Raw genomic sequence first — 26,855 nt, 5'->3', positions numbered from 1 at the left:
TGCAGATATGAGCCGGCCATCTCCTGTGTTTACAAACATATGAGATGGCCGGTTTTGTATTTTATTTTACCGTTACCAGATTGTCTGATTGATTCGCATCTGGCATATAACAATAAGGATCAATAGCGACCGTTTCAGGCAATTTATTTACTGTAAGGCTTAGACTGGTCAGGTTTCCGGAAAAATGATGCTTTTGCAGGTATATGGGAGTACTGTGACCATCGAGCGCTCCGGAGGGGATATCAAAGACGGCAATGTCTATGTTTTCATCCGGAGGGAGTGAGTGGTTATTGTTCCGGTCTGTTTTATTTATATGCACATTTAATTGCAACTTGTATTGCCCGTTTGGCAGTCGTTTACAGGACAATACCTCGACTTTCAATGAGTAGACGACCACCCGTTCCATCCAATCTTTAATGAGCCTTATTTCACTTTCAGACGCATCCTGGCATAACTCATTCATCAGATCATTGGCAGTAGCTTTTACACCCGGATAAGCATGTTTGTCCAGCAGCCGGTGAAGAGCCTTATTCATTTGCTCTTCTCCTAATGCTTCTTTCAGTGCATACATCGCCAGACTACCTTTCTGATAATGCACGAATGGCTGTCCGTTTGTACTGACCAAAGGTAGTTCCCGCTCGTCAGTACCGCTGAGGGAGAAGTACAGTTGGTTTTCGGTACGCAGGTAATCGCGCATGAACGTCTTACCGAAAGCATGCTCAATCAGCATCGCTTCTGTGTATTGTGCAAGCGTCTCAGTCAGCAGTGCAGCGCCGGGTTGAAATACCGGTGAGAGTTTGTTCGCCCACCATTGATGCGCCACTTCGTGAGCAATGATACCATAGGCCTGGTTGACCTTATTGCTATCGCTAAAATCGCTTTGGAAACAGATGTTTTCAGCGCCGAAGACTACTCCCGGGTAAGCTGTAGCAGCTCCTTTGTATTGCGGTAGCTCGGCGAGTACCAGCTGCTTATGGGGGTAAGGGCCGAAGTGTTGTGAGCAATAGTCTATTGCATCTTTCATAGCCTGCATGATAACAGGGAGATTGGCTGTTTGTCCGGGGTGAAAGAGAATGCTGAACTCCACACCTTTATAGGTTTCTTTCTTTATCTCATACCTGGCACTGCTGAGGGCAAACATGTAGTTGACAGGGCTGCTTGTTTTATAGTGGAAGTATTGACGATTATTGGCTGACCAGGACTTTTGGAGGACGCCCGTAGTCACAACATACTGTCCGCGGGTAGTGGAAACCGTAGTTTCGAAACCGATGAGATGATAAGTACTGTCTACAGGTAGGGGCCGCGTTTGCTCCGGGAGTCCGTTTGCCTTGCGGATGGCTCGATCATTGATCTCAAACCCGTCGTTATACCCCAGTAAGGGAAGATATTTTTCCAGCTCAATATAAGTACCGTTGCTGGTAACGGTGTGTTCGCTATTGAACGGGGTAAAGCCTGAGCGGACCACTTCTATTGAAAATTGCATGGTGGTTGTTGCGCCAGGCAATAAGGGTGTTGTTAACTCATACAGGTGTTGATTGAATGTTTTGTCGTGTGTTGCATGGGCTACTCCCGGTAAATAAATACTACAGGATGTCACCTCCGGATCCGTGCTTACCCAGATCTTTGAAATGGGAACAGGAGACGCATTGCTGAGTTTGAAGGTACCTTTTACCGCATATTTTCCCGCTTCGGGATACAGGTCTACATTTGTTTTTACGGCAGTAATAACCGGCTGCGGAAGATTGGCCAATGGTCTGTATTGTTGTTCATAACGTGCCTGCCAGTTCAGCCGGACCTTACTGTTTTTATATCCTCCTTCAATATTGGTTTTGTAATAAATGAAAGCGCCTGTGGCCAGGAAAACAGTCAACGGTACCAGCCATACCGGTTTGACTCTCAGCTGCCGCCATCTGCCGGTGATATACCGGCTTCGTTGCCAAAGGCCGACAGTCAGCAATGAAAGCAGAGCCGCGAACGCCGACCAGTACAACATGTACCAGTTGAATGCATGGGCATAATATCCGAAACCACTCATAGCAGAACAGCTCATACGGGGTGTCTGGGCGTAACGTAAGAGGTAATGCTCTATTCCAAACTGGCGGCCGAATATGATAATAGCTGCTACGAATAAGTTCAGCAGCATGCCCAGGTATTTGTTAGGTGTTAATGTATGAATGAAGAGTGTGAAGACGGCAAACAGTAACAAGGGAAATCCGCTGTAATAATATAATGAAATATACAGGGGCAGGTCAATATGCCAGTAACCTTTACTGATCTGCATCACCAATCCTATAGCAATATTGGCGGTGATCAGTATTGCAATCAATAGTGCCAGTGTACTACATTTTGCAGCCCAGATCATGGTACCGGAAACAGGTGTGCTATACAACAATGACTGTGTATTGGTACTGCGTTCACGGGTTGACAGTTCAGCCGCATAAAAGATGATCAGCAACATGGCAGGACGTACCGGCAGCAGTGATTCGACAATGATATTAGTGGCTGGATAGAGTTGAATACCATATACGCCGTTCAACAGTGAATCTTTCGTTTCGACAGAGAAAATAAAGATCCACATTGCTACCATCAGCAGGAAAGGGATGTGTTTGAACACCGATGTTGTTTCCAGTCTGAGTTGCGAGCAAAAGCTGTTCCAGGCGTAGGAGAAACCCTCAGGATACACTTGTCGCTGACTGTAATGCATCGCAGGATCCTTTTCCTCTTCTATTCCGGGGCGCGTGGTCTTCCTGGCGACTTGTAAACGGAATGCAAAATATCTGTAGCTAATAACCAGCAACAAACATGAGCATGCAGTCCACAGCAGGCGGTTCAGCAGTAAGGCTCCGCCAAAAGGAAATACCTGCTGATTTCGCTGTACTACTGACCATGAACGGGTGTCTCCGAAGAAGATAGACAATCCGAATGGATCACTTAATAGCGGTAGGAGGCCGGGCGTACTTGTCTTCAGTGCTGAAGTGGCGAAAAATGGAGAGTTGCCAAGAATGGCGCTGGCCATATACAAATTGTATAGCAGCACACCAGCAGCATAAGTAGCGCGAACGTCTCTGGTTAATACCGCTGTGCAGAAGATGATACTGCAAACGAACAGGATATTCGGTAATCCAAAAACAAGCAGTGGCTGAATAAAGTAAACGGGACCGAAGGCGCCAAGTTGGGAACTATCCGCAAATAAAGCACCCACCAGCATCCCAACGATGGAAGCGCAGAGTATCAGCAATACAGCCAGTACCAATCCCAGGAAACGTACGCTGAAATAAGGAAGTCGCCTTACCGCTGTTGTAAATAATACAGCATCCATCCCGTAGGTAGTATCTCTTAAGACCACATTCGCACAGAATAAGGTGCTGACAAAAATAGAGAAAAGGGAAAGGATGCTGATAATATAGGTAATGACATAAGGGGCATTGGCGTGTACTTCACTGCCGCCAAAGTTGCCATGCACACCCAATAATCCCAGTCCAAGGAACAGCAGGACAGCTATTCGAAAGGTAAGCTGCCGGAAATGGTAGCGTATTTCAAATCCAAACAAGGCACTTAACATACAGCACCCTCCTTTCCGGAGCGTTGGGCTCCAAATAATGCAGAGAAATAAACGTCTTCCAGACCAGGATGGAATGGCTCGAATCCCTGATCGGGACATTCACCGGCAAGTACATGCAATTGTATGCTGCCCGCTATCCTGCGGGTGGAAATAATATTGAAGTGTGCCTGGTAATGCCGCAGGGCGTCTTTAGAGACCGTTTTCCGCCAGATCTGTCCTTCAAGATCATCAGTCAGTCTTGCTGGCTTTCCCTTTAAAATAACCTTTCCATGGGCCAATACGGCCATCTCAGGACAAAGGTCATGTACATCTTCCACAATATGCGTGGAGAGCAATACAACCACCTGTTCTCCGATCTCACTGAGCAGGTCATGGAAGCGGTTACGCTCCTGTGGATCCAGACCGGCGGTAGGTTCATCTACAATGATTAGCTGAGGCGCCCCCAGTAATGCCTGTGCAATACCAAACCTTTGCCGCATTCCACCTGAGAAGGTACCGACCGCCTGCTTTCTGACTGTATAGAGATTGGTCTGATGTAAAAGGGCCAGTACCTGCTCTTTTCTTTCTGCCTTGTTTAACAATCCTTTCAGCACGGCAAAATGATCCAGTAAGGCCATTGCTGATATTTTAGGATAAACGCCGAAGTCCTGGGGCAGATATCCCAGCTGGCTTCGTAGTTCCTGTGGATATTGATGGATATCTCTGTCGTCGAATAATACCTGTCCGCTGTCAGGTAGCTGCAAGGTAGCCAGTGTGCGCATCAAGGAGGATTTGCCTGCGCCATTGGGACCAAGTAATCCAAACATACCATTGGAGATATCCAGTGAGATGTCGTCCAGCGCTTTGATATTATTGCCGTAACTTTTAGTGAGATGTTTTATTTGTAGTCTGTGCATAGATAGTGAATATGCATGCAAACTAGCTCGCAACTATAGCCTGATCAACTATAGATGAGGAAAGCACTAGGGGAGATGACAAACGACTGTTATCTGCTTATATCGGTTATGGGCGACGTACATCACGAAAAACACTGCTTTCGTCATTAATATTTGTGCAGGTGAGTGAATAAGCGTTCTTTTATTTGTTTTAGTACTATGAATGAATTAACTAAAAGACAAGGTTGGCTGGTCAACCGTCTGGATGTCTGGTTGTTTGGTGGCATGCTGATTTGGATCAGCATCCTGGAAGTGCAGCCGGTAAACTGGAAGGAGTTCTTTATGCACGTCGGTATATCGGCCATCATACAAATACCTGCACTTGTATTTTCCTGGAATAGAATGCGATGGCTGCAGCAGCTGACAAGTAAACAGTATCTTTTGTACTGGTTACTCTGCTACGGTGTTTGTTTGCCGCTTGTTACCGCTTTGTGTATTGTTTTAAGGCCGGGTGAGCGTCCGGTGGGTTCTTTTGTGACGGGCGCTATCTGTTGTATCTCACTGGAATTGGTATTGTCAGCGCGTATCTACTATCAGCAAAGGGGGCGCCATGTGGGATGGGTAAATAAGATCAGTCTCGATAAGGCTGTGCTGGTCAGTCTGTTGCTTATTGCAGTTACTTTGTCAGCTATGGCAGTGTCCAGCATGGATAATCCGCGCTATCATACAAAGGAGCAACTATTGATCGGCTATGAGTTTGACTTGTATAAGATAATTACAAGGCCAGGTACCTTTTTTAGTTTTATTGCCCAGTTCATGTTTATGTATCTCTGTGGCTACCTGTTGTATTATATCAATAGCCGTTTCCTGGTGGGGAAGGTGCTGAAGCAAAAGGGTATTGTATTCTATGTAATGAGCGTGTTCGCAGCGATGGCTTTTCTTTATCCGATGCTGGGACAATTATTAGCTTTATTACCCATCAATAAACTGTTGGGCGGGATCTTTTCAGGGAATCCGTTTTTATTGGAGAATGCCTTTGGCGGATTAGCAGTTATATTCCTCACCCTGCCTGTTGTACTGGCCCTGCAATGGGCGAAGCAAAACAACCGTATCGTATCACTGGAAAAAGAAAAGACCCGTGCAGAGCTGGATCTTTTAAAACAGCAACTGGACCCTCATTTCTTCTTTAATACCCTGAATAACCTGTATGCACTAAGCCTGCAACAGTCCAAACAAACCCCGGAAAGCATCCTGCAGTTGTCAGAGCTGATGCGTTATGTGATCTACAAAGGCAATGAAGCCACAGTTCCTATCCGGGAGGAAATAAAGTATATCAACGACTATATGCAGCTACAGCAGATCCGTTTGAAAATGCAGCTGGACCTGCAGTTCACCCGAAATATCGGCAATGAAGCACAACCCGTAGCGCCTATGCTGCTGATCGTTTTTATAGAGAATGCCTTTAAGCATGGCATAGAGCCGGCAGATGGTCCGGCGTTCCTGCACGTGCAGCTGACCTGTACTGACCGGCAACTGTATTTCAGCTGTGAGAATTCTTTCGAACCCGGCACTACAGGCAACACAGGCATAGGACTGGATAACCTGCAGAAGCGGCTGGCGCTGTTATACCCGGACCGGCATGTGCTGAAAACCGCTGTAAAAAATCATACATTTAAGGCTGAAATGCAACTGGACCTCTCATGAGCTTACGATGTTTAATAGTGGATGATGAGCCACTGGCACATGATATCATTCTGCGCTATATGGAGGATGTTCCCTTCCTGGAGAACTGCGGTCAATGTTACCGGGCTACTGAAGTACCTGACTTCCTGAACAGGCAGGCCATTGATCTTATCTTCCTGGATGTACGCATGCCTAAGCTGAATGGACTGGACTTCCTGAGAACATTACAGCAACGCCCACTTGTTATCATCACCTCTGCTTATGAAGAGCATGCCCTGGAAAGCTTTGATCTGGATGTATGCGACTACCTGCTGAAGCCCTTCCGCTTTGAACGCTTCCTGAAGGCGGTCAACCGGGCATTGGCCGACTACACTTTGAGACAACAGGCTGCTACAACGGCGCCGCTAACACCTCCGGTTACACCTGCTACCCCCGAAACGATCTATATTAAATCTGACAAGAAACAGATCCTGCTTAACCTTGATGATGTATACTACCTGGAAAGCCTGGGCAACTATGTGAAAGTATGGGATGAACAACGCTTCCTGCTTACACAAAGAACATTGAGCAGCTTTGAAAGCCAGTTGCCTGCAGATACCTTCATCCGCATTCATAAATCTTATATCCTCAATAAGAAATTTGTGCGCTATATTGAGGGAAATATCATTAGCCTGAAGAATGGCAAGCAGTTACCACTGGGAAAGAACTATAAACATGTGGTGAAGCAATTGCTGAACGGGCAGGGAACCTGATTATTATTCATACAAATGGCGGTGCTTAAAACAGTTGGGCTTTTATCAGTTCAGCAACGGAAACTTTTACTGGCTTACAGCAGGAATAAACAATGTTTTTATTTACCCGGCGGCAAAGTAGATGCAGGAGAGTCTGAAACCCAGGCCTTATGCAGAGAAATAGCGGAGGAGCTGAATGTCAGCATGACAGAACAGGAGCTCGTGTACTACACACATATTACGGCGCCGGCTTTTGGAGAAAAAGAAGGCATCATTATGGAGCAGGACTGTTACTGGCTGCACCGCGATATCGTACCTGAACCTGCGGCAGAAATTGGAGAGGTACGGTTCTTCTCCGTAGCCGATTATTCCGGGCAGGAGGCACAGGCGCCTGGTGTGATCGCCATTATGAATAAATTACAGCAGGAAGGTTTCATAGATTAATTTGCAAAGATCATTTACAAATCGTTTATAAGTTATGAACTACAGACCATTTAAAGACGTACAGGTTGCAGAAGTAGGGCTTGGCACCTGGCAATTGGGAAGTGCCGACTGGGGAAATATTAATGAGGAAGAAGCGATCAGCATACTACAGGCATATGCGGATGCCGGCGGCAATTTTATAGATACTGCGGATGTATATGGGATGGGTGTAAGTGAAAGCATCATTGGTAAATTCCTGCAATCATCAAAAAAGGAATTCTTCGTTGCTACTAAATTGGGACGCAGAGGGGATGCTGGTAATGGCTGGCCGCAGAACTTTACCTATGATGCCATGAAGCGTCATGCAGAGGAGTCGCTGCAACACCTGGGACTTTCCCAGCTGTTTCTCGAACAGCTGCATTGTATCCCGACAGCTGAAATGCGCTCAGGGAAAGTATTTGATCATCTGCGGAAATTGCAGCAGGAAGGACTGATCCGTTATTTCGGCGCCAGTGTAGAGACCTCAGAAGAAGCGTTGATCTGCCTGGAACAGGAAGGTCTGGCCTCATTACAGATCATTTTTAACCTGTTCAGACAGCATGTGGCAGAAGAGGTTTTTGCGAAAGCAAAAGAGAGGGGAGTAGCCCTGATCATACGTGTACCGCTTGCAAGTGGCCTGCTGAGCGGGAAGTTTAAGGAGGATACGGTTTTCGGAGATAAAGATCATCGCAATTATAATGCGAACGGAGAGGCTTTTAATACAGGAGAGACTTTTTCCGGCCTTGAATTCAGGGAAGGAGTGGGGCTGGCAAACAGCATCAGGACATTATTACCTGACGAGCGTATGGCGGAGTGGGCCATCCGCTGGATATTGGATCATCCGGAAGTAACGACTGTTATTCCAGGTGCTTCAAAGATCAGCCAGGTGAATGGTAATGTAGCAGCTTCAGGCCTGCAACCATTATCTGCTGCTGTTCATACACAACTGAGGAAGTTGTACGATGAACAGATCCATAGTAAGATAAGAGGACACTATTAAAAAAAAAGTAACAGGAAACCACTCATACAAAGCTATTCGTGGGTTTCCTGTTACTATAACTTATACTCATATCAGCTGTAGATGCGGACGTATTTTCAACTCTACGATATCGCAGCGAAGAGGTTGGGCCAGGCAATACAATACAGCATAGGCAATATCTTCTGCCTGTAACATTTCAAGTTTTTTTTCTTTCTCCCGTTGTTCTTCCGGTGTGGACGGCTGCATATCAGTTCCCACTGCTCCAGGTTCTATCAACGAAACTTTTATACCCGATTCATTGACTTCCTTTCGAAGACTTGCCGAAAAGCCTTGTATACCCGATTTAGTGGCCACATATACTGAGCTGTTTTTCTCCCTGACATCAGCACTCATAGAGCCAATATTGATGATATGACCAGCTTTCCGCGGTTTCATTCTTTGTATAGCCTGGTTGCTGCAGGCCAGATAACCTAAGAGGTTGGTTTTAATGATATGTTCCCATTCTTCATAATTACCTTCTGATATACTTTGATATGCCAGTGCTGCGTTGTTGATCAACACGTCCAGATTGCCAAAACGGCTATCCACTTCGCTAAAGATCTTTGTGATGCCCTGAGCAGTGGATATATCGGTAATGATACCCTTGATCCTGTCTCCAACACCCATTTTTCCCGCATCTTTCAGGGTGTCTTCCAGGTGTGCCTGATCCTGTCCGGTAAGCAGGACATTCGCTCCTGCGGAGGCCAGCATCAGACTTGTTGCGCGGCCAATGCCGGCGGTACCCCCTGTAACCAGGATGGATTTGTTGCTGATATTTTTCGTGAGGTAATCTGCATATGTCTGTTGTGTCATAATCATCATTTTTGCTTGTTTATTTCAATAACCTGATCTCCGTAAATAATATATTCCAGATGCCCTTCGCTTGTCATTTCACTGCTGATAAGCTGTTGATCTGTTCCTGCTCTAACGGTAAAGCCTGTGAGCGGTTGCCCGTTTAAACTTAATATGCGGAGGCGGCATTGTAGCGTTTTATCACCAAGTACTTTCAATTTTATCGGATTTCCCATGCTGCGGTCTGCCGTTGGATAATCAACGAATATCATAAAGTCTCCCTCCTGCGACTTAAAATAATGTCGCGGCACTATTCCGAAAGCAAGCCCTGCGCCATATACTTCCTGTCCTACCACGCCCGATTTTTCCCACCCGTCATGAATGTCTTCCAGGGCAACCCATAGATGAGGGGCTATTTCCCCTGTTTTGGCTTCTTCTGAAAGCATTTCCTTTGGTAATACCGGAGGGCAATAATGTACAGCGCGGGAAACAAAATGCCTGATAAACTCAGCTATCAATAGTGCTGCTGAACGCAGTAATGGCGTGTCGTTGGCAAGGGCGAGAAAATTATGAAACGCGGCGAAACATTCCTGTTCTTCATAGACTGCAATGTAAGGGGCGTTCGTTAACGGGAAAAGCGCAAAGAACAGCGGAAAATGTTTGAGGTTGCCATAGTCGCATTGCCATAAGGCTACGTTTGCAAAGAGGTTGGCAAAGAAGAGATAGCTCAGGTTAAGATACAGTTCATTTTTTGTTTCGTTGTATAAGCGCAACATAGCGCCGGTAGAAAAGGCAGTGTTGTTCGACTGGTACATTATTTTAAACCCGTAAGCCGTAAGGCTCTGAGCCGCCTTTTCTGCCTCCTCAAAATAACGTTTATCGCCGGTCAGTTCCCAGGCTTGCAGCATTACATGCGCATAGATGCCAGCCACGTCTTTTTCTCCACCTTCGCCAGGAGCGGTTTCTTCCTTGATCACTTCCAATGTGTTCACATTGTAAAAGACCGGCCAGCGGTAATTGAAGTGACGAGCCACTTTTATTGAGAACTCCAGTGACTTGAGGAATAAATCCTTAGCTGTATCATCGCCTGCTAATGCCATCCGGGACAGATTGAGCAAGGGATGATAGAGATACCAGGAATCCATTACATCAGGCACCTTATGAGGCTCTGAGCCATCCAGCATGGAATCGACGAGGGGGAGCCAACGGCGCAAAAAACCTTTATCCTTATCATAAAATTCCCAGAGCACATCTTTTAATTGTCCCATTAAGGGAAGATCTTTTCCCAGCCAGGCTGCATAGTCCAGTAATGGCAGTAAGACAGCCAGTTGTACCATTACCTCAGGTGGATTCTTATAATCACTCACATAAGCGTTGAGATAGGATTTACCGCCGTGATAGCACCAGCAGCCAGGGGTGGTTTCAATGTCTTTCAGAGACCTGTTGAGGACATCCCGGTAATCGTGATAAGCCACAGCTGGCCGTGGCAGATGAATATACAGATCTGCCAGCCGGTCAATGAACTGTCTGGCAATAGTAAACTGGTTGTCGGGAAGAACAGGATCAAAAGCAATAAAAGCATCAGCAATTGTGATCATCCTGTCAGGCGGCAGCAGTTTATCTTTCGTAGGTGGCAAAGAAAAGCCCAGTTCCGGCCAGGTACCGCCAACAGTGTCTGCCGGACTGGTCATGGTGGTGCTGAAGTAATCGTTCAGCGCAGAAAAGTTTTGAAGATATAGAAAAGAACCACTTTCCGGCTTTGTTATTCCCGCGTATATTAAACCACTGCGCATCCCGACCTGGGGGATGTAAATTTCTCCTTCATGCTCCTGGCTGCCGTCTTCACTGATGATGAGAATATCCCTTGGCCAGAAGGGCACCGCCATGGCTGCAGCTGCCTGAAAACGAACTGTATAGCGCAACACAGGCTTTTCATTATCTGGGAATTGTATTTCCACTTCAAAGTGACCCGTCTGGGAGGTCAGCGAACAAAAAATACGATTGTCTTCCCTGGTAATATTATTGATGACAGGGCCATCAGGTGAGTATGCCGTCCGGAACGCAATTTTGATTTTCTCATTAAATGCAGCGGTTATCCAAAGCGAATCTTCTCCGGAATGACCATAAAAGCAATATTGTCCGATATTTTTTGAAAATAAGGAACCATTACTCCCTGCAAGTTCCTTCATAGAAGTTGCCGCCCATGGTGATAATCCCGTCATGCTGTATGTATTGTTTAAAAGATCAGAACCTACATGAATTGTTGCCCGATACTGGAGTAACAAGTAGTGTACCACGCCGGAAAAGAAGGCCCATCTGTGGCTGACAGTGCCTTTGTAGCAGGTAATAGACAGCTTAATGACCGCTTCTGTGAATTATTGCACCATTTGTTGCTGTACCGGGCTTTAAATCATAGCACTACCTAGTAGTCGTTTTAACACTTATCTTTACTCCGTACTATTGCTATTGTCATGAGATATAAAACACCTGTGCTAAAGAAAGACCAGCCGGACGATTCCTACAAATTCAGAGCACTACCGATACCAAGTGGTACTTATCCTTACCGTTTACCTATACAGCGTGTCATTCCAGACATCAGTAATGATAAAATAACATTTCACATGGTAGGAGATACGGGCAGCCTGCGTAGCCCGGATTTCCAGGAAAAAGTAGTGGGACAGATGGTGAGGCAGTATCAGCACACCGGCGACCAGCCACACTTTCTTTATCATCTCGGAGATGTAGTATACAACCACGGAGAAGCGTCGCAGTACCAGCGCCAATTCTTTGATCCTTATAAAAATTATCCCGCGCCCATCTTTGCCATAGCAGGCAATCATGACAGTGATATCAATCCCGATGCGGCTCCTTATAACAGTCTCGATGCCTTCATGACCGTATTTTGCGATACGGCCCCTCATACTGTTGCTTTCAGCGGAGGATCAGAAAGGAAAAGTATGGTGCAGCCCAATGTATACTGGACGTTGAATACCCCACTGGCCAATATCATCGGTATGCACAGTAATGTGCCCAAATTCGGGATCGTTACTGAAGAACAAATGAACTGGCTGAAAGAAGAGCTGAAAGCAGCTGACCAGGAACGGCCGGAGAAGGCATTGATACTATGTATACATCATGCACCTTATTCTTCAGATGTGAACCATGGATCCAGTATCCCTATGATCACACTGCTGGAGTCTGTGTTTGCGGAAACGGGAGTGAGGCCGGACATTGTTTTCAGTGGTCATGTGCACAATTATCAACGTTTTAAAAGAAACTATCCTGAAGGCAGACCTGTATGTTTTATCGTTGCCGGTGGTGGAGGATATGATGAACTGCATGCAATAGCGTCGTTGGATGACAATCGCTTTACCAACGAAAACCCGCTGTTTGATAATGTGGAGCTGCAAAGTTATTGCGATGACAAGCATGGTTTCCTGAAGATCACGCTGGAGAAGACAGATAAGGGTTTGACCCTGACTGGTAACTATTATCCGGTGTCTCATAATAATACATCGGGCGTTGATGTTATTGCTTCGCCGGAAGATACTTTCACAATCGGGATAGAAAAGTAAAATAGTGGTTTAACTGAGGAAAAAGGCCAGTAATGAGGGCGCTACTTTATCCACCGGGTGCGGGGTACCAGGCAATACAGCCATCTTCGCATCGGGCAGGGCTTTATAGGTAGCGAGCGTTTCTTCGAAGGAGACCATTTTATCCCTGTCGCCCAGCATAATAAGAGAGGAAGTCTGTATGTTTTTATAATCATCAGGTTTCAGCGGATTGTCCTTACCCATTTCCGTTAGCATATCTGCAGTACGTTGCAGTACCTCTTTCCAGTCGTTCGGGGCATGCATATCGGCCAGTATAGCCGCAAAATCGGGTACTTTTGCACTTATTGCAGCTGTGTCCAGCATTTTGATCTCTCTGGCGGCTGTAGCCTCATCCCAGTGAAATTTGGTGCCCAGGGTTATGATCCTGGCTATCAGTTGGGGATGATGTTTCGCCAGGTACATGGCCACATAACCTCCCATACTATAGCCAAAGATGGTCGGCTGCTGAAGGCGATGCGCCTGTATATACTCCAGTGCAGCTTCTGCAAAGAGTTTAATGGAAAATGGCCCTGCAGGCAGTTCCTTCCCGCCATGACCAGGAAAATCAAAGAGATGTACTTCGTACCGTGTTGACAGTTGCGTTGCGATTGCTCTTAACTGACGGGATGCGCCAATGGCGCCATGGAGTATTAACAAGGATGGTTTCATGTAATGAAGTTAATAGATTTTGTCATAACTGCTTCAAAAACAACCGAAAAGGTGTTTTGTTGTTTTGGGCACTATGTTAAGATTAATATAAAAGTATTTAATATATTTGTTGTTATTAATTATAAACCTATATACCTAAATCCCCTAAACATGGAACAACAGTACAGCCCATCGGGCTCTGTAATTAAAAACCCCGCATTGACATTTCACGGTGACGGAGGTACTTATTTTGGCATTCTGATTTTAAACTGGCTGCTGACAACTATCACACTCGGCCTGTATTATCCCTGGGCAAAAGCGAAGAAATTGCAATATCTCTACTCATCCACTGAGCTGGATGGCTCCCGTCTTGCCTGGAATGGTACGGGTAAAGAAATGTTCAAAGGATTTCTGAAAGCTATGGGGCTTTTCGTTGCAGTGATCATTCTCGTGAAAGTCTCTGCCTACTTTAAAGTGCCTTTCGTGGGAATCCTGTTTTACCTGGCATTCCTGGCCTTCGTCGTGCCGGCAGCTATCCACGGTGCAAACCGTTACCACTGGTCCAGAACATCCTGGAGAGGTATCCGTTTCGGTTACCGTGGTGACAGAAAGACATTTATGAAGCTGTTCCTGAAGGAGATAGGCCTGACGATCGTTACCCTGGGGCTTTACGGTGCCTGGGCAGCTATCAACATCCGTAATTACCTGCTGAGTAATATCCGCTTTGGCAGTGGCGAATTCCGTTATAATGGTAATGGCGGCGACTTCTTCATCATGAACCTGAAAGGGTATTTCCTGTCTCTTGTTACATTGGGAATCTATTCTTTCTGGTGGCAGGCTGACATCTTCCGTTATTATGTTGATAACCTGCGTCTGGTTCAGGATGACAAAACTTTCACCTTCCGCTCTACCGCTTCCGGTAGTAATTTCGCCGGACTGATGATTGTGAATTTTATCCTCCTTATGTTTACATTCGGTATCGCTTTTGCATGGGTGCAGACACGTACAATAGAATTCCTGTTATCAAATGTTGAAATAGTAGGAGATATCGAGCTGTCAGAACTCGCTCAGACAGAAGAAGAATACAGAAATGCAACAGGCGAGGATCTCGTGGATATGTTTGATCTGAGTATTATCTAATTGGAAATATGTATAAGGGACAGTATTACAATCACCAGGTAGCAAAGGCCATTCCTGTCAGTGTACAGGTTTTCTCCGAAAGTCTGTTACTGGATTATACCCGGGAGGGCATGCCTCCCCAGAAGCTGCAATGGCTCTTTAGCGAGATCTCCATACAGGTAAGCGACCGCAATTTTATCCGTATTAACTATACAGGTGAACAGGCTGGTACCCTGGAGGTAAATGACCCGGTTTTTGTAAAAGCGTTCCTTAAAAATTATAAACACACGCGCGGTGCCGGTTTACAAGAGCTGGCACTGCGTGGTGGTTACAGAGTAGGCGTTATTGCCCTACTCATACTCATCGGTATCCTGCTTTCGGTTCATTTCTTTATTCTGCCCTGGGTGGCCGACAAGGTGGTGGATCAGCTACCCCGCTCTTTCGATAAAGAGATTGGTATTGCTGCCCGCAATAGTATGCAGGAGAAGATCGACACGGCAGGTAGTGCACTGCTGACAAAGTTTGCCGCACAAATGAAGTGGGATACGCCCGATTCTCTTGTATTTACAGTAGTGCCCAGTGGGATAGAGAATGCCTATGCGCTTCCCGGAGGATATGTGATGGTATATACCGGCTTATTGAAGAAGCTACATACGAAGGAGGAGCTGGCGGCATTGTTATCCCATGAAGTAGCGCATGTTACCCGCCGTCACTCTGTTCGTAAATTATGCCGTGATATGAGCACAAGTCTGCTGGTATCAGTACTGATCAGCGACGTAGGCGGTATAGCCGGTGCTTTATATTCGAACGCAAGCGCTGTTTACAGCCTTACCTATTCCCGTAAGTATGAGGAACAGGCAGATATCACTGGTCTTGAAACGATGCGCCGTAACCAGATAGATCAGCAGGGTATGGTGAAGCTGATGCAGGAATTAAAGAAACTGGACCACCTGATGAAGGTCCCGGAGTTTATCAGTACGCACCCGCTGACTGATAACCGTATCCGCTATGTACAACAGGATATCAAAGCTCATCCTGCCAGCGCCAGGAATAATGAAAAGATGGAGGAACTATTCAGACAGTTACATCAGCGGTACCACGAGTGATCTGCTGGTATTCTCCTTACTCAAATCCTTCATTTGCCTCCACGGCAAAACGCTTGCCCACATATGCTTTTCCCCAGTTATTCAATGATTCGAATACCGGCTCAAGCTGTGTACCCAGTTCCGTCAGTGTATACTCTACACGGGGCGGTATCTCGGGATAACTGGTCCTGGTAACGATACCATCGTTTTCCAGTTCCCGCAGTTGTGCAGCCAGTGTTTTTTCAGATATATCCTGCAATGATTTGTGTATAATTGAGAACCTGATATTGCCACCATTCCTTAGCGCCTTGTAGATCTTCAGCTTCCATTTTCCGCCTATTATAGACAATGCAGCTTCCAGTGCACAATCCGCATTGGGGTTTGTGCTACAGTCTAATGTCATTTTTCTGTTATAAGCCATAAAATCGGTTTTTAAAAAAGCCTGTAAGCAGGCAAAACCAACCCTGATCCCACTCACTTACCCTGATGTAAGCTCTTTATAGAAACGGGATTGATACGTTCCTTTGCGCAAAATTAGTGAGTTTATGAATAGGAACATTTTGATTACCGGGGGAACTTCCGGTATTGGAGAAGGAATAGCGCGGCATTTTTATTCCTTAGGATGGCAGGTTTTAGTAACGGGACGAAATAAAGAGAAACTGGCTGCTTTAGCAAATGAGCTGCCGGGACTGACTGCATTGGAATATGATACGCAGGTAGAAGGTGATGAACAGAAACTGGTGCAGTTTATCCGCCTGAACTGGGCCGGAAAACTGGACGCCCTTATCAATAATGCGGGTCATGTGGAACTGACGCCGCTGAAAGATATAAATAGCGGGTCGATGACGGCGATGTACCGGACGCATGTGATTGCACCCACACTGCTCACTTCCGCTTGTATTGATTTCCTGGCTGCTACCAAAGGGCATGTTATCAATATCAGCAGCAGTCATGGTATTAAGGTATATCCGGAGATCAGCGCTTATGCGGCAGCGAAAGCAGGTATTAATATGCTGACAAAAACCTGGGCTCTGGAGCTGGCTCCACTGGGGATCCGTGTAAATGCAGTGGCGCCGGGTCCTACAAATACACCAGTGCTGGCTAACGCAGGACTACCACTGGAAATCATTCAGGCCATTCACGAAAGTGAAAGGACCTCCATTCCTTTACAGAGAAGAGGCGATGTGGCAGATATCGTCGCACATGTTGCTATGCTGATAACAGCTGATTCTACGTGGGTGACAGGAGTGATATTACCTGTTGACGGCGGACTCTCTGTTTCCTGACATCATACAGATATTAACAAAAAGCCCCTCTGACCGAGGGGCTTTTTGTTAATATCTGTAATGTCCGTATCCATGATGATGGTAGTGAGGACGGGGATGATAGTATCCCGGTCTGTCGCGGACAACCAGGCAGCTGCTTAATCCGGAAATAAGTATGGCTGTGATAGCGAAATATTTCAAAGCTTTCATGTTGTGAAGTTTATTAGCGTGATGAATGTTGAGTTAAGCGTCTGCAGTCCGTTTAAACTTCTTTTCAGCTATAATAATGACAAAACTATGCCAGACCCTTTTGCTGGACTGTTATTTACTGTTAACGCCTCTAATGCGCCGTTAAATCACCAAACCGGCCATCATATTTAATGATCTCTTGATTTAAATTTAACACCCGCGGCTTTCGCGGATATATACCTTTGCGGCGCGATTGTCAGTTCTTCTTCCTATATGCGACTAAGCTTTGAATGCATACCATAATAATTTTAATATGATGTTCACGATTGACAGAAAAGGAATGTTGCTGAAGCACGTTGCCTGTACCGGGTTGCTGGTGGCAATGGCCAGTGGTTTCACTAATGCTGCGCTGGCGCAGTCAACGCATACCAGTCCATGGGCGCCCATGGAGCTTAATAACATACCGCCTGTAGCCAGCCTCAAAGGTGGTGTGTGGTTAAAAGGGGATCTGCACCTGCATTCCCGGCATAGTAAGGAATCTTCCAATAATCCTATTGCAAAGATCATCGCCTTTTCTAAAGCGGCTGGTGTTGATTATATCTGTATAACAGACCACGATAATCACGTGGATGGAGACGTTGCACATAATACATGGGCAGATCCTGAATTCAAATCAGATTCAGTATTGCTGCTGTATGGTGCAGAGTGGACCACCACTCGCGGACATGGCAACGTATTCTCAGCTAAACCATACGATCATCAGCGCCTGTATGACGTCCGTGACCAGCGCGACATCGTAATAGGCGCCGTAAAGAAGGAATTAGGCATTCACCTGTCAGCCAATCATCCCAGTGGTAAAGATCATTTCGGATATTCCTATGATATGATCGAGTCTATAGAAGTATGGAACTCCGCAGTCTGGTCTAAAAATGACAACGCTATGATGATATGGGATGATATGCTTTCTTCCGGCCGTAAACTGACCGGCAGGGGAGGAAGTGATGCCCACCATGGTACGCCTGATACACCCGATAAAGCAACAAAGAACAGCGTGCAGGCAACGGCCAACTATGTAGGTACACCTACCACCTGGGTATATGCTACTGCGAGAACACCCCAGGCGGTTGTGGATGCATTGACAAACGGCAGGGTATCTGTGAGCGCAAATCCGTATGCTCCCCGCGTTGAATTCTATGCAGACCTTGACCAGGATGGTAAAATGGATATGATGATGGGAGATAATACAAAACCGTCCGGTAAGCCTGTTAAATTCCGTGTACAGCTGACTGGAAATACCGTTCCGGGAGAGACCTATACGATCAATGTCGTGAAGAATGGTAATAAATTCGATACCTTAAAAGTAACAGGTAAAAACCCGGTTGCCGAGTTTACCGATACACCGGCTACCCTGGGCAGAACTTATTACCGTGTAACGGTGGAAGGCCCCGGTACGCCTTATCCGCAGGTGCCGGAGTCTATGAAGCTGAGTGGAAATATGGTGGGCCTGTCTAACCCGATCTTCTTCAATTTCGATCCTAATTTTTAACAGTATTATCCGGAGATAAAAAAACAGCCCGCTTTTCGGCGGACTGTTTTTTTATTACTTCTCTATTTTCTCTGGATCATAACCGCTGGCCTTCATCTCACTTAAGATCTTCTCGCCCAGTTTTTGTCCCCACTCACGGCCCAGGCTCATGGACTCCTGTACGATCTGTGGCGTTACCGCTATCACTTTACGACCAGCTGGTGTTTTGTAGAAAGCGACAATCTGGTCCAGGTCTTCTTCTGTATAATACTTCGCATAAACAGGTATGGTGAGGTTGATCAGATCATCCGCGTTAATGCTTGCTTTCATTTTTTCCCAGAATTCTGCCGGCACAGTGGTGAACCGCTCCTGGAAATTGTTGAGCATTTGCTGTGCCACCTGTACGCCTAATTTACCGGAGCCAACCAGTTCCAGCATTTCCTTTATTTTCTTTTCCTTGGGCGTTGTCTGGGAAAATGCATTGTTAATAATGGTCAGGCATATCAGTAAAGCAAAAATTTTCTTCATGTTGTTGTTTTTAAATGAGGTGATATAGGTAGCGGAAAGATAGAATAAAAAAGGAAAACAATGTGGTGTATTAAAGACGTATAGCCCTATGAGATTAATTATCAATCTAATGTGGCCATGAGCATAGATTTACAAGCCTGTTCCTGAAAAAAAGATAGCTGTCTTATTGGCGAACATATGAATTCGACATATCTTTATATTATTAAAAGACATATTCATCGGCCGGCAAAAAACCTATCAGAATAACCAATTAAAAATCCATTACAATTTGCAAATAATTATTTCCATTACAACAGGCCTGTAGCTTGCAGCTCAGGACATTTAAGCTGATGCCATTTAATCACGTCTAGCTGTTGACAGCACCTGATCTTTTCACGGTGCCGTCCGGATATGTAATTTATTATGACTACAAGTGTTTTGCCAATGGCATCGCTCCCTCATTGAAGATTTTATCCTTCATATAATCATTAAAAATCCAATTATGCAGAGAATTAAACAATTATTTCTTGCGGGGCTCCTGATGCTTTCCGGAGCCAGTTATGCCCAGGTATCATGCTATAATATAGTAGGGTATTATCCGTCTTGGGTGGCGGGAGGAAGTGCTTATATTAACAACCCGTCAAAGGTTGATTATAGTAAGTACACTCATATTTGCTATGCGTTTGCCATTCCTGGTAATGATGGTAACATTGGCAGCGTAGACAACGGGGCTGTATTGACTGATCTCGTAAACAGAGCACATGCTGCTAACGTAAAGGTGTTACTGTCCATCGGTGGCTGGCTTACTTCTTCACCGAACAACACGCCGTTTGAAACTATCGCGAACAACAGCACATCTATCAACAACCTGGCAAATGCCTGTGCTAACCTGATCACTAAGTATAACCTGGATGGTATTGACCTGGATTGGGAATATCCGACTACAAAGACCAAATGGAATAACGTGGCTACTGTGCTCGGAAACAAGTTCCATAGCATGGGTAAGTTATTTACAGCGGCAGTATCAGAAGATGCCAACAACAACGGCGACCATTACGACAACGTATCTATGCTGGACCTTGTGAATATTATGTGTTATGGTAACGATGCCGTAGCCAGCAGCTCTATCGCTTACTGGACTGCCCGTGGTGTACCACAGAGCAAAAGAATGCTCGGTGTACCATTTTACAGCGGAGATAATAATACCGCTGAACATATCAGGAAATCCAACCTGGCGAAATCAACCGCAGGTGGTATCATGATCTGGGATATCGCTACTGAATATGGTGATATCAATGCTATCTACAGCACATTGGGAAATGTTTGTAATGGCGGTACGCCTGTTCCGCAGAACCTGGCTTCCGGCAAACAGGTAACTGTATCTTCAACAGAAGTAAATACAACACAGAACCTGCTGGCATCCAATGCTACTGACGGTAACTATGCTACACGCTGGTCTTCCGGATTCACCGACGACGAATGGCTGTATGTTGACCTGGGCGCCAACTATGATATCAACAGGGTGAAAATTACATGGGAAGCTGCTTATGCAACTGCTTATGATGTAGAAATATCAACCACCACCGGCAACTGGGTAAAAGTAAAATCAGTTAGCGGTAATACTACTTTGGTAAATGACCTGACAGGTTTAACAGGCAATGGTCGTTACGTAAGGATCCATGGTCTGTCAAGAGCAACTACTTACGGTTATTCTATCTTCGAACTGGAAGTATATGGCGCTGCTGCACAGGCTCCTCATGGAGGAACTGCATGGGCAATTCCCGGAAGGATCGAAGCGGAAAACTATGATGATGGTGGTGAAGGCGTAGCTTATCATGACCTGACAGCTACTAATACACAAGGTCAGTACCGTACTACAGAAGGCGTGGATATCGAAACTGCTACTGAAAATGGATATGATGTAGGCGCCATCCAGGCCGGCGAATGGCTGGAATATACAGTGAACATCGCACAGGCAGGTACATATACGCTGCAGGCAAGGGTAGCTGCTACTGCTGCCGGAAAAACATTCCATGTAGAGCTGAACGGACAGAACATCTCCGGTACAATCACCGTTCCAAACACCGGTGGCTGGCAGACATGGGCTACAGTGAGTGTAACTACACCAGCACTGACTGCGGGCCAGAAAGTACTGCGCGTAGTATTTGATTCAAACGAATTTAACTTCAACTGGATCAACTTTACGCAGCAGGCGGCATCCAATAACCTGGCACTCAGTAAAAGGGTATGGGCTTCTTCAATTGAAACAGCTGATTTCCCTGCTGCTCTCGCCGTTGATGGTAATGCTACCACAACACGCTGGTCTTCTGGTTATACTGACAACGAATGGTTAGCAGTAGACCTGGGTTCAGCACAGAACGTTTCAAGAGTAGTACTGAAATGGGAAACTGCGTTTGCAACATCATACACCATCGAAACATCCAATGACACGATCAACTGGAACGTACAGAAGACTGTAACAACTGGTGCCGGAGGTACAGAAGAGCAGACTTTCGCTGCTGTTAGTGCCCGTTATGTAAGAGTACATGGCCTGAAGAGATCTACTCCATATGGCTTCTCTATCTGGGAATTTGAAGTGTATGCAGATGCACTTGCAGCAGGAAAGCTTGCAATGGCTGCTCCTGTGAAAAGCATAGAAAATACATTCTCTGTGAATGTATCTCCAAACCCTGCTACAAACATCATGAATGTACAGCTGAAAGGTGCTACTCAGCCATCTCTGCTGAAAGTTTACAACATCAGCGGTAAAGAAGTTTACCAGACCAGGGTTAATGGTAACGTTAACCAGGTGCAGGTAGACATTGCCAACTGGCCTAAAGGAATTTATATCATTTCAATAGGTAACAGCCGTAAGAAAGTGGTGGTAGAATAAGTATAACGAAGAAATCCTTTTTAAAGCGACCGTCCGCCAATTGGTGGGCGGTCGCTTTGTTTTGTGATGACAAACTGTTTTACAGATACTTCTTTGCAAAATGAAATCTTCTTAAAAAGATGCTGATCATCCAGCTGAGAGCCAGCGCATTTAAAAATACGATCAGGAATTTCGCAAATACCGGCGTAGCGAGATCCAGCATGAACAGCTGTGTCCAGAGCACGAAGATGTAGTGAATCAGGTATATCAGGTACGCGTTGGCAGCCAATGAATCCATCCATGCTTTCGGCGTGTTGGCGATAACCCTGAAGGTGGTCAGGAAAGCGATACAGCTCAGGACACAGGAAAATACATAAACAGTATAGTAGATCATCCATGCTGTGAACTCAGGTAATACTCGATTCACAACAAGATTCTTAAGCACATTATTTTCCCCGCTTACTGTCAGGATGCAATAGACGACCAGCGCCAGTACTACCCATATTTTCCATCTGTTAACCAGCATAGAATCCCTGGCAAAGATGCCATTATGAAAATCTGAATTCCCGATAATAGCGCCTGTTATAAAATAACCGAAGTATAACAGGATACGGCTTAGCTGGAAGTCGAACGGCCCCCAGCCAGTCCATGTACCGGCTCCGATGTTATAGGCTGCCGGTACATATAGTATCCATGTCAGTATAGCTAACAGGAAGAAACAAAGCACAGGACGATTAGCAAGGCGGCTGATCCGGCTGCCTGTATTATTGAAGATATTTTTAGCAAGCGCATATATCAGCGCAAACAGCAGGTTAAAGGCAAACAGTACCCATATGAACCAGGGTGGACCTACAGGCCATTTTTCAACAGTAAAGAAGTCAACTATATATGCTTTGATATTGCCATCATTGTGAGCTATATAGAAAGACGGGAAATGAGCGATCAGATTTGACAGTGTTCCGATGAAAATAAAAGGGATGAACAATCGCAGGCATCTATCCCTGATAAAAGCCATTGTACCTTTTTTAGCGATGCTTTTGGTAAGGAACAGTCCTCCGATGAAAAACATCAGCGACATGAAAAATATGTCGTTGAAATTCTCAAAAATATCCAGTCCTATCCATCTCCTGTTATCCACGATAGGATGAGTGGAGTTGATATACGCTGCTTTGTCAAAATGTGCGAAGGTGGTATAGGCAAGGGAGGAATGATGAGCAACTACCAGTACCGTGATTGCAGCCCGCAGATAATCTATCCATGTATCCCGCTGAATGTTTTTTATCATTTTTAGTGTGACCCTGAATTATTTATGATGACAAGTTGAATACAGGCAACATCAGCCCTATAATAAAGTCGTAAGGGGCCTCTGAAGGTTGCATAAAGCTGGTGATCTGACCAGATTTTTCTTAATTTGTCGGTAATTATCAGAAAGCATGTTTATGAAGCGCTATTCACCTGTAACCTTGATGGCAGTATTGTCAGCCACCCTGTTTGCCTGCCACCAGGCAGCTCCTGAAAAGGAAACGCCCGCCAGTGAAGCGGTAAAGATAAATAATCAGGGAGTGAATATTAATTACGATGACAGTAAAAAAGGAGATACCACCCTGCTTTTTGTACATGGCTGGTGCATCAATAAGGGCTATTGGAAAGACCAGTTTGACTTCTTCCAATCAAAATACCGGGTGGTGGCTGTCGATCTTCCGGGTTTCGGCACTTCCGGGAAAAACAGGGAAAAATGGACGGTGGAGGCATATGGTGAGGACCTCTCCGCTGTTATGCAACAGCTGGATTTAAAGAATGTTATCCTTGTGGGGCACTCCATGAGTGGGAATATCATTGTCGAGGCTGCGCTGCAAAATAAAGACCGGGTGATCGGTTTAGTGGGTGTAGATAATTTCAAGAATGCCGGATGGGATCCGACGCAACCTGATACTGCTGCTGCCAATTTTTACAAGGGTGCAAGGCAAAATTATAAGGCAGTAGTGTTGCCGTATTCCAGTCAGTACTTATTCTCATCTACAACAGATACTTTGGTAAAGGCGAAGGTATTAAATGATATAGCCAATGCTGATACCCTTATTGCCATTGACTGCCTCGAGAGGGGAGACAGTTATCCGGGAAGTGATAAACTGGCGTCTTTGAAAAAGACAATCTACCTTATTAACAGTGATTATACGCCTACTGATACGGCTGCATTGACGAAGAAAGGCATTGCATATATGTTGTTACCCATTCATGGAACGGGACATTATCCTATGAATGAAAATCCTTCGGAGTTCAATACGCGGCTGACGCAGGCGATCGAAAAGATAGGAGCTTCCTCCAATGAGCCATAAACGACAAAAAGACTACATGAAGTAGTCTTTTTGCTTACATCTGGTTGACCATCTGCCTTTAAACCTTCAGATCAATGAAACAGGCAGAAGTTTCTTCTATTAACGATTGCATCAATGCCGTGGCCTTTGTATGCTTCAGTATGGGTGCAATTTGTCCGCTCCAGAAATAAACCATATCCCATTTCTGTTGTTCAACTGCAGCACTTCTCAGCGACGAGACAAATGCAGACTGCAGGGGAAAGGGAAGAACAGGGCTTTCGTGTCCGGTTTCTTTGGTGATCCTGTTAGCAAGTCCCCGGCCAAGTCTGCCGGTGAAAGCCCTTGATAGTGTTGTATATTTCGCAGCGTCAGAGAATAATAGCTGTTTATGAATGGGCAGGGCGTTGGACTCGTCGCAGGCCAGAAAGGCTGTCCCTACTTGTGCCCCGCTGGCGCCAAGTGTCAATGCTGCAGCAATACCCTTGCCATTAGCAATGCCGCCGGCAGCGATGACGGGTGTTTTCACCTTTTCCCTGATCAATTGAAGCAATACAAAAGTACCCATGAAGGAGGCCGTTGCTGAACCCAGGAAGGAGGGACGGTGACCTCCTGCCTCGAAACCGGATGCGATGATCAGGTCTACGCCGGCATTTTCAAGTGCGATGGCCTCATCCAATGTAGTAGCTGCACCTGCGGTGATGATGCCCCGTTTACGGCACTGTTCCAGTATATCTGCTGATGGTATGCCAAACACGAAGCTGAAAACTTTTGGACGGATATCCAGGATAACGTCCACCTGGTTCTCATACCTGCTTTTAAAGGGGGCAGGCTTCTCCGGTAATGGAACATTCGCTTCGTCAAAGTAGGGCCTGAAAAGTACTTTTACGGCTTCATACATGTCATCCGTAGCTGTGCCATTGATGGCATCAGTATCTGAAACCCAGAGGTTAATATTGTAAGGGTTACCGGTAGCAGCTTTGATCTCCTCATCTATAGCGATGATCTCCTGCGGCGTCAGTGTATAAGCGCCGTAGCCGCCCAGTCCTCCGGCATTCGATACCGCAGCCACCAGCTCTGCTGAAGACAGACGGCCTCCGAAAGGACCCTGAAAGATCGGGTATTCAATACCTAGCATCTCCGTTACTTTTGTATTATACCACATGATTGAAAATTATTTCTGAACGTCGCTGATCATTTTATTGACGATAAGCCATTTGCCATCTATCTTATGGAAAGATAAAAACTCGTGATAATTAAAGTCATACATTTTTACCTTCACCTCCGCTATTGCGATAGAGTTCACCACTTTGACAGATATAATATCTCCCTTAAATGGTTTACCTGAATCTTTGGGACTCTGGCGGTGCGCAACACCATCCAGATATTGCTCCAGGGTTTTGGCGTAAGGTTGTCCTTTTACATCTCCGAAAAGTAAAGTGCCGGGATGATATACAGGTTTCAGAAGATCGAGGTTGCCCTCATAAATACCTTTGAAGTAATAGCTTTCCAGTATTTCGGAAATAGCTGCTACATCAGCTTTTTGTGTGTCCATGTGATTTGCCTTTTGAGCTTTTATGGCCAGCGGAATGCAGGCCATAAAAGCGAGTATTGACAATAATTTTTTCATATCAACTGATATTATGCCCGGCGCCTGCACCACCGTCTACATTGATGATAGCGCCAGTGATGAAGTTACTCTTTGCAACCGTATACACCATTTCTGCAACGTCTTCCACTTCGCCGATGCGGTTCAGCAAGTGAAGGCCGGCGGTATTATCAGCATCATCGCCATGCATCGGTGTACGAATTGTACCTGGTGCAATGGTATTTACCCGGATATTATCTTTACCGAATTCAGCTGCCAGTTGAAGCGTCAGTGAGTGGATGGCCCCTTTGCTGGACATAGGCGCGGTGATAGGTACGCCAGCCAGGGCATGATGAACGAGGGGAGTACCTATGTTGATGACTACGCCACTGTGCTGTTTCAGCATCTGAGGAATAACGGCCTGAGTGGTGAAATAAGTACCTTTCAGGTTAGTGTTCAGAAAGCGGTCCAGGTAAGCTTCATCCACTTCAAGGAATGGTTTCGTTTCAAATATACCGGCGTTGTTGACCAGTACATCTGCGGAGCCGAATTTTTCAACTGCGGTAGCTACCAGTTTTTCACCAGTCTTTTTGTCGCTTATATTACCAGCCACCATCGCGAGATGGCTACCTCCGCCGAGTTCTTTAAAAGCTGTTTCCAGTTTATCTGCTGTGCTGGAATTGATGACTACATTATCTCCTCTTTGAAGAAAGTATCTTGCTACTTCTTTACCAATACCGGATGATGCACCGGTCACTATTACTGTTTGCGTTTTCATTGTGCTTATTTTTTATCTGCTGTAATCCCTTTTTCGCGGAGAACAGATACCTGTTCGCCTGCGAATCCCCAGTCGTCCAGGTTCACTTCCTGTATGACAACATGTGTTAGCTGGGGATCTTTATTGAGTACATCGGTGATCAGGTCTGTTACGCCCTTGATCAGTTGTTGTTTCTGCTCACGGGTGACTCCTTCGCGGGTGAGTTCAATCTTTACGTAAGGCATGTTCTTAAATTTTTAGGGGTGAAGTAT

24 protein-coding genes are annotated in these 26,855 nt (G+C 45.7%); 11 read left to right on the top strand and 13 right to left on the bottom strand.

Annotated features, from left to right (window positions below):
* Nucleotides 1-61 precede the first annotated feature (61 nt).
* Both BLR32_RS11940 and BLR32_RS11935 read right to left on the bottom strand, forming a co-directional pair.
* Nucleotides 62-3,562: a M1 family aminopeptidase gene (locus BLR32_RS11940; protein WP_176842245.1), complete on the bottom strand. Its 3,501-nt coding sequence runs from the start codon at nt 3,560-3,562 to the stop codon at nt 62-64.
* Nucleotides 3,556-4,458 carry an ABC transporter ATP-binding protein gene (locus tag BLR32_RS11935; protein WP_089831884.1) on the bottom strand — a complete coding sequence of 301 codons (903 nt, stop codon included), beginning with the start codon at nt 4,456-4,458 and terminating at the stop codon, nt 3,556-3,558. Before BLR32_RS11935 ends, BLR32_RS11940 begins: the two co-directional genes overlap by 7 nt.
* A 198-nt stretch (nt 4,459-4,656) precedes the next feature.
* Here BLR32_RS11935 and BLR32_RS11930 point away from each other — a divergent pair, with 198 nt between their 5' ends.
* From BLR32_RS11930 to BLR32_RS11915, 4 genes are read left to right on the top strand one after another with little or no spacing between them, the layout of a single operon-like run.
* Nucleotides 4,657-6,141 carry a sensor histidine kinase gene (locus BLR32_RS11930; RefSeq protein ID WP_089831882.1) on the top strand — a complete coding sequence of 495 codons (1,485 nt, stop codon included), beginning with the start codon at nt 4,657-4,659 and terminating at the stop codon, nt 6,139-6,141.
* Complete coding sequence (locus BLR32_RS11925) at nt 6,138-6,872, top strand: LytR/AlgR family response regulator transcription factor (protein ID WP_089831880.1); 735 nt, start codon at nt 6,138-6,140, stop codon at nt 6,870-6,872. Before BLR32_RS11930 ends, BLR32_RS11925 begins: the two co-directional genes overlap by 4 nt.
* 15 nt (nt 6,873-6,887) lie before the next feature.
* Nucleotides 6,888-7,295: an NUDIX hydrolase gene (locus tag BLR32_RS11920; RefSeq protein ID WP_089831878.1), complete on the top strand. Its 408-nt coding sequence runs from the start codon at nt 6,888-6,890 to the stop codon at nt 7,293-7,295.
* 34 nt (nt 7,296-7,329) lie between these two features.
* Entirely contained in the window at nt 7,330-8,313 is a 984-nt protein-coding gene (locus tag BLR32_RS11915) for an aldo/keto reductase (protein WP_089831876.1), read from the top strand.
* Nucleotides 8,314-8,379: 66 nt separating this feature from the next.
* Here the strand turns inward: BLR32_RS11915 and BLR32_RS11910 are convergent, their stop codons facing one another.
* Together BLR32_RS11910 and BLR32_RS11905 are read right to left on the bottom strand one after the other, a co-directional pair.
* On the bottom strand, nt 8,380-9,144 hold the full coding sequence (locus BLR32_RS11910) for an SDR family oxidoreductase (protein ID WP_245705404.1): 765 nt from the start codon (nt 9,142-9,144) through the stop codon (nt 8,380-8,382).
* A gap of 5 nt (nt 9,145-9,149) precedes the next feature.
* Entirely contained in the window at nt 9,150-11,345 is a 2,196-nt protein-coding gene (locus BLR32_RS11905) for a hypothetical protein (protein ID WP_143011448.1), read from the bottom strand.
* Nucleotides 11,346-11,594: 249 nt separating this feature from the next.
* Between BLR32_RS11905 and BLR32_RS11900 the strand changes: the two genes are divergently transcribed.
* The gene (locus tag BLR32_RS11900) at nt 11,595-12,698 is read left to right on the top strand and encodes a metallophosphoesterase family protein (RefSeq protein ID WP_089831872.1); all 1,104 of its coding nucleotides are present in this window, start codon (nt 11,595-11,597) and stop codon (nt 12,696-12,698) included.
* A 9-nt stretch (nt 12,699-12,707) separates the two neighbouring features.
* On the opposite strand, the gene BLR32_RS11895 is transcribed toward BLR32_RS11900, so the two are convergent.
* Nucleotides 12,708-13,385 carry an alpha/beta fold hydrolase gene (locus BLR32_RS11895; protein ID WP_089831870.1) on the bottom strand — a complete coding sequence of 226 codons (678 nt, stop codon included), beginning with the start codon at nt 13,383-13,385 and terminating at the stop codon, nt 12,708-12,710.
* Nucleotides 13,386-13,535: 150 nt separating this feature from the next.
* On the opposite strand from BLR32_RS11895, the gene BLR32_RS11890 reads away from it, so the two are divergent.
* Entirely contained in the window at nt 13,536-14,504 is a 969-nt protein-coding gene (locus BLR32_RS11890) for a YjgN family protein (protein WP_089831868.1), read from the top strand.
* Nucleotides 14,505-14,512: 8 nt separating this feature from the next.
* The gene (locus tag BLR32_RS11885) at nt 14,513-15,589 is read left to right on the top strand and encodes a M48 family metallopeptidase (protein WP_089831865.1); all 1,077 of its coding nucleotides are present in this window, start codon (nt 14,513-14,515) and stop codon (nt 15,587-15,589) included.
* 16 nt (nt 15,590-15,605) lie between these two features.
* Here the strand turns inward: BLR32_RS11885 and BLR32_RS11880 are convergent, their stop codons facing one another.
* Nucleotides 15,606-15,989, bottom strand: a complete 384-nt coding sequence (locus tag BLR32_RS11880) for a winged helix-turn-helix transcriptional regulator (protein WP_089831863.1) — start codon at nt 15,987-15,989, stop codon at nt 15,606-15,608.
* Nucleotides 15,990-16,113: 124 nt separating this feature from the next.
* Here BLR32_RS11880 and BLR32_RS11875 point away from each other — a divergent pair, with 124 nt between their 5' ends.
* The gene (locus BLR32_RS11875) at nt 16,114-16,854 is read left to right on the top strand and encodes an SDR family NAD(P)-dependent oxidoreductase (RefSeq protein WP_089831862.1); all 741 of its coding nucleotides are present in this window, start codon (nt 16,114-16,116) and stop codon (nt 16,852-16,854) included.
* 48 nt (nt 16,855-16,902) lie between these two features.
* On the opposite strand, the gene BLR32_RS34020 is transcribed toward BLR32_RS11875, so the two are convergent.
* The gene (locus BLR32_RS34020; protein WP_176842244.1) at nt 16,903-17,043 is read right to left on the bottom strand and encodes a hypothetical protein; all 141 of its coding nucleotides are present in this window, start codon (nt 17,041-17,043) and stop codon (nt 16,903-16,905) included.
* A gap of 292 nt (nt 17,044-17,335) precedes the next feature.
* Between BLR32_RS34020 and BLR32_RS11870 the strand changes: the two genes are divergently transcribed.
* Nucleotides 17,336-18,568 (top strand): CehA/McbA family metallohydrolase, encoded by a 1,233-nt coding sequence (locus BLR32_RS11870; RefSeq protein ID WP_089831860.1) that lies wholly within the window; start codon nt 17,336-17,338, stop codon nt 18,566-18,568.
* A gap of 54 nt (nt 18,569-18,622) precedes the next feature.
* Here the strand turns inward: BLR32_RS11870 and BLR32_RS11865 are convergent, their stop codons facing one another.
* Nucleotides 18,623-19,075: a DUF2059 domain-containing protein gene (locus tag BLR32_RS11865; protein ID WP_089831858.1), complete on the bottom strand. Its 453-nt coding sequence runs from the start codon at nt 19,073-19,075 to the stop codon at nt 18,623-18,625.
* 481 nt (nt 19,076-19,556) lie between these two features.
* Between BLR32_RS11865 and BLR32_RS11860 the strand changes: the two genes are divergently transcribed.
* Nucleotides 19,557-21,947, top strand: a complete 2,391-nt coding sequence (locus BLR32_RS11860; RefSeq protein WP_089831856.1) for a discoidin domain-containing protein — start codon at nt 19,557-19,559, stop codon at nt 21,945-21,947.
* Between the two features lie 79 nt (nt 21,948-22,026).
* Here the strand turns inward: BLR32_RS11860 and BLR32_RS11855 are convergent, their stop codons facing one another.
* Nucleotides 22,027-23,211: an acyltransferase family protein gene (locus BLR32_RS11855; protein WP_089831854.1), complete on the bottom strand. Its 1,185-nt coding sequence runs from the start codon at nt 23,209-23,211 to the stop codon at nt 22,027-22,029.
* A 154-nt stretch (nt 23,212-23,365) separates the two neighbouring features.
* Here BLR32_RS11855 and BLR32_RS11850 point away from each other — a divergent pair, with 154 nt between their 5' ends.
* Nucleotides 23,366-24,262: an alpha/beta fold hydrolase gene (locus tag BLR32_RS11850; RefSeq protein ID WP_176842243.1), complete on the top strand. Its 897-nt coding sequence runs from the start codon at nt 23,366-23,368 to the stop codon at nt 24,260-24,262.
* A 58-nt stretch (nt 24,263-24,320) separates the two neighbouring features.
* Here BLR32_RS11850 and BLR32_RS11845 read toward each other — a convergent pair whose 3' ends face one another.
* The 4 genes from BLR32_RS11845 to BLR32_RS11830 are packed head-to-tail and all read right to left on the bottom strand — an operon-like array spanning nt 24,321 to nt 26,828.
* Complete coding sequence (locus tag BLR32_RS11845) at nt 24,321-25,403, bottom strand: NAD(P)H-dependent flavin oxidoreductase (RefSeq protein ID WP_089831850.1); 1,083 nt, start codon at nt 25,401-25,403, stop codon at nt 24,321-24,323.
* Between the two features lie 9 nt (nt 25,404-25,412).
* Nucleotides 25,413-25,868 (bottom strand): nuclear transport factor 2 family protein, encoded by a 456-nt coding sequence (locus BLR32_RS11840; protein WP_089831848.1) that lies wholly within the window; start codon nt 25,866-25,868, stop codon nt 25,413-25,415.
* A 1-nt stretch (nt 25,869) separates the two neighbouring features.
* On the bottom strand, nt 25,870-26,604 hold the full coding sequence (locus tag BLR32_RS11835; RefSeq protein ID WP_089831846.1) for an SDR family NAD(P)-dependent oxidoreductase: 735 nt from the start codon (nt 26,602-26,604) through the stop codon (nt 25,870-25,872).
* Between the two features lie 5 nt (nt 26,605-26,609).
* Entirely contained in the window at nt 26,610-26,828 is a 219-nt protein-coding gene (locus tag BLR32_RS11830; RefSeq protein WP_089831844.1) for a tautomerase family protein, read from the bottom strand.
* Between the last annotated feature and the right edge of the window lie 27 nt (nt 26,829-26,855).

Origin of the sequence: Chitinophaga filiformis (assembly GCF_900102545.1) — a bacterium.
GTDB lineage: Bacteria > Bacteroidota > Bacteroidia > Chitinophagales > Chitinophagaceae > Chitinophaga > Chitinophaga filiformis.
Note: the sequence above shows the minus strand (reverse complement) of the source record. Positions and strands in the feature narration are given on the sequence as shown.

What these genes read in the sequence shown, in the direction of transcription:
- BLR32_RS11865 (WP_089831858.1), bottom strand. Translation starts at nt 19,075, where the DNA reads ATGAAGAAAATTTTTGCTTTACTGATATGCCTGACCATTATTAACAAT.
- BLR32_RS11835 (WP_089831846.1), bottom strand. Translation starts at nt 26,604, where the DNA reads ATGAAAACGCAAACAGTAATAGTGACCGGTGCATCATCCGGTATTGGT.
- BLR32_RS11870 (WP_089831860.1), top strand. Translation starts at nt 17,336, where the DNA reads ATGATGTTCACGATTGACAGAAAAGGAATGTTGCTGAAGCACGTTGCC.
- BLR32_RS11910 (WP_245705404.1), bottom strand. Translation starts at nt 9,144, where the DNA reads ATGACACAACAGACATATGCAGATTACCTCACGAAAAATATCAGCAAC.
- BLR32_RS11935 (WP_089831884.1), bottom strand. Translation starts at nt 4,458, where the DNA reads ATGCACAGACTACAAATAAAACATCTCACTAAAAGTTACGGCAATAAT.
- BLR32_RS11925 (WP_089831880.1), top strand. Translation starts at nt 6,138, where the DNA reads ATGAGCTTACGATGTTTAATAGTGGATGATGAGCCACTGGCACATGAT.
- BLR32_RS11915 (WP_089831876.1), top strand. Translation starts at nt 7,330, where the DNA reads ATGAACTACAGACCATTTAAAGACGTACAGGTTGCAGAAGTAGGGCTT.
- BLR32_RS11885 (WP_089831865.1), top strand. Translation starts at nt 14,513, where the DNA reads ATGTATAAGGGACAGTATTACAATCACCAGGTAGCAAAGGCCATTCCT.
- BLR32_RS11890 (WP_089831868.1), top strand. Translation starts at nt 13,536, where the DNA reads ATGGAACAACAGTACAGCCCATCGGGCTCTGTAATTAAAAACCCCGCA.
- BLR32_RS11830 (WP_089831844.1), bottom strand. Translation starts at nt 26,828, where the DNA reads ATGCCTTACGTAAAGATTGAACTCACCCGCGAAGGAGTCACCCGTGAG.
- BLR32_RS11930 (WP_089831882.1), top strand. Translation starts at nt 4,657, where the DNA reads ATGAATGAATTAACTAAAAGACAAGGTTGGCTGGTCAACCGTCTGGAT.
- BLR32_RS11900 (WP_089831872.1), top strand. Translation starts at nt 11,595, where the DNA reads ATGAGATATAAAACACCTGTGCTAAAGAAAGACCAGCCGGACGATTCC.
- BLR32_RS11940 (WP_176842245.1), bottom strand. Translation starts at nt 3,562, where the DNA reads ATGTTAAGTGCCTTGTTTGGATTTGAAATACGCTACCATTTCCGGCAG.
- BLR32_RS11855 (WP_089831854.1), bottom strand. Translation starts at nt 23,211, where the DNA reads ATGATAAAAAACATTCAGCGGGATACATGGATAGATTATCTGCGGGCT.
- BLR32_RS11920 (WP_089831878.1), top strand. Translation starts at nt 6,888, where the DNA reads ATGGCGGTGCTTAAAACAGTTGGGCTTTTATCAGTTCAGCAACGGAAA.
- BLR32_RS34020 (WP_176842244.1), bottom strand. Translation starts at nt 17,043, where the DNA reads ATGAAAGCTTTGAAATATTTCGCTATCACAGCCATACTTATTTCCGGA.
- BLR32_RS11905 (WP_143011448.1), bottom strand. Translation starts at nt 11,345, where the DNA reads ATGACGGGATTATCACCATGGGCGGCAACTTCTATGAAGGAACTTGCA.
- BLR32_RS11845 (WP_089831850.1), bottom strand. Translation starts at nt 25,403, where the DNA reads ATGTGGTATAATACAAAAGTAACGGAGATGCTAGGTATTGAATACCCG.
- BLR32_RS11860 (WP_089831856.1), top strand. Translation starts at nt 19,557, where the DNA reads ATGCAGAGAATTAAACAATTATTTCTTGCGGGGCTCCTGATGCTTTCC.
- BLR32_RS11875 (WP_089831862.1), top strand. Translation starts at nt 16,114, where the DNA reads ATGAATAGGAACATTTTGATTACCGGGGGAACTTCCGGTATTGGAGAA.
- BLR32_RS11850 (WP_176842243.1), top strand. Translation starts at nt 23,366, where the DNA reads ATGAAGCGCTATTCACCTGTAACCTTGATGGCAGTATTGTCAGCCACC.
- BLR32_RS11880 (WP_089831863.1), bottom strand. Translation starts at nt 15,989, where the DNA reads ATGGCTTATAACAGAAAAATGACATTAGACTGTAGCACAAACCCCAAT.
- BLR32_RS11895 (WP_089831870.1), bottom strand. Translation starts at nt 13,385, where the DNA reads ATGAAACCATCCTTGTTAATACTCCATGGCGCCATTGGCGCATCCCGT.
- BLR32_RS11840 (WP_089831848.1), bottom strand. Translation starts at nt 25,868, where the DNA reads ATGAAAAAATTATTGTCAATACTCGCTTTTATGGCCTGCATTCCGCTG.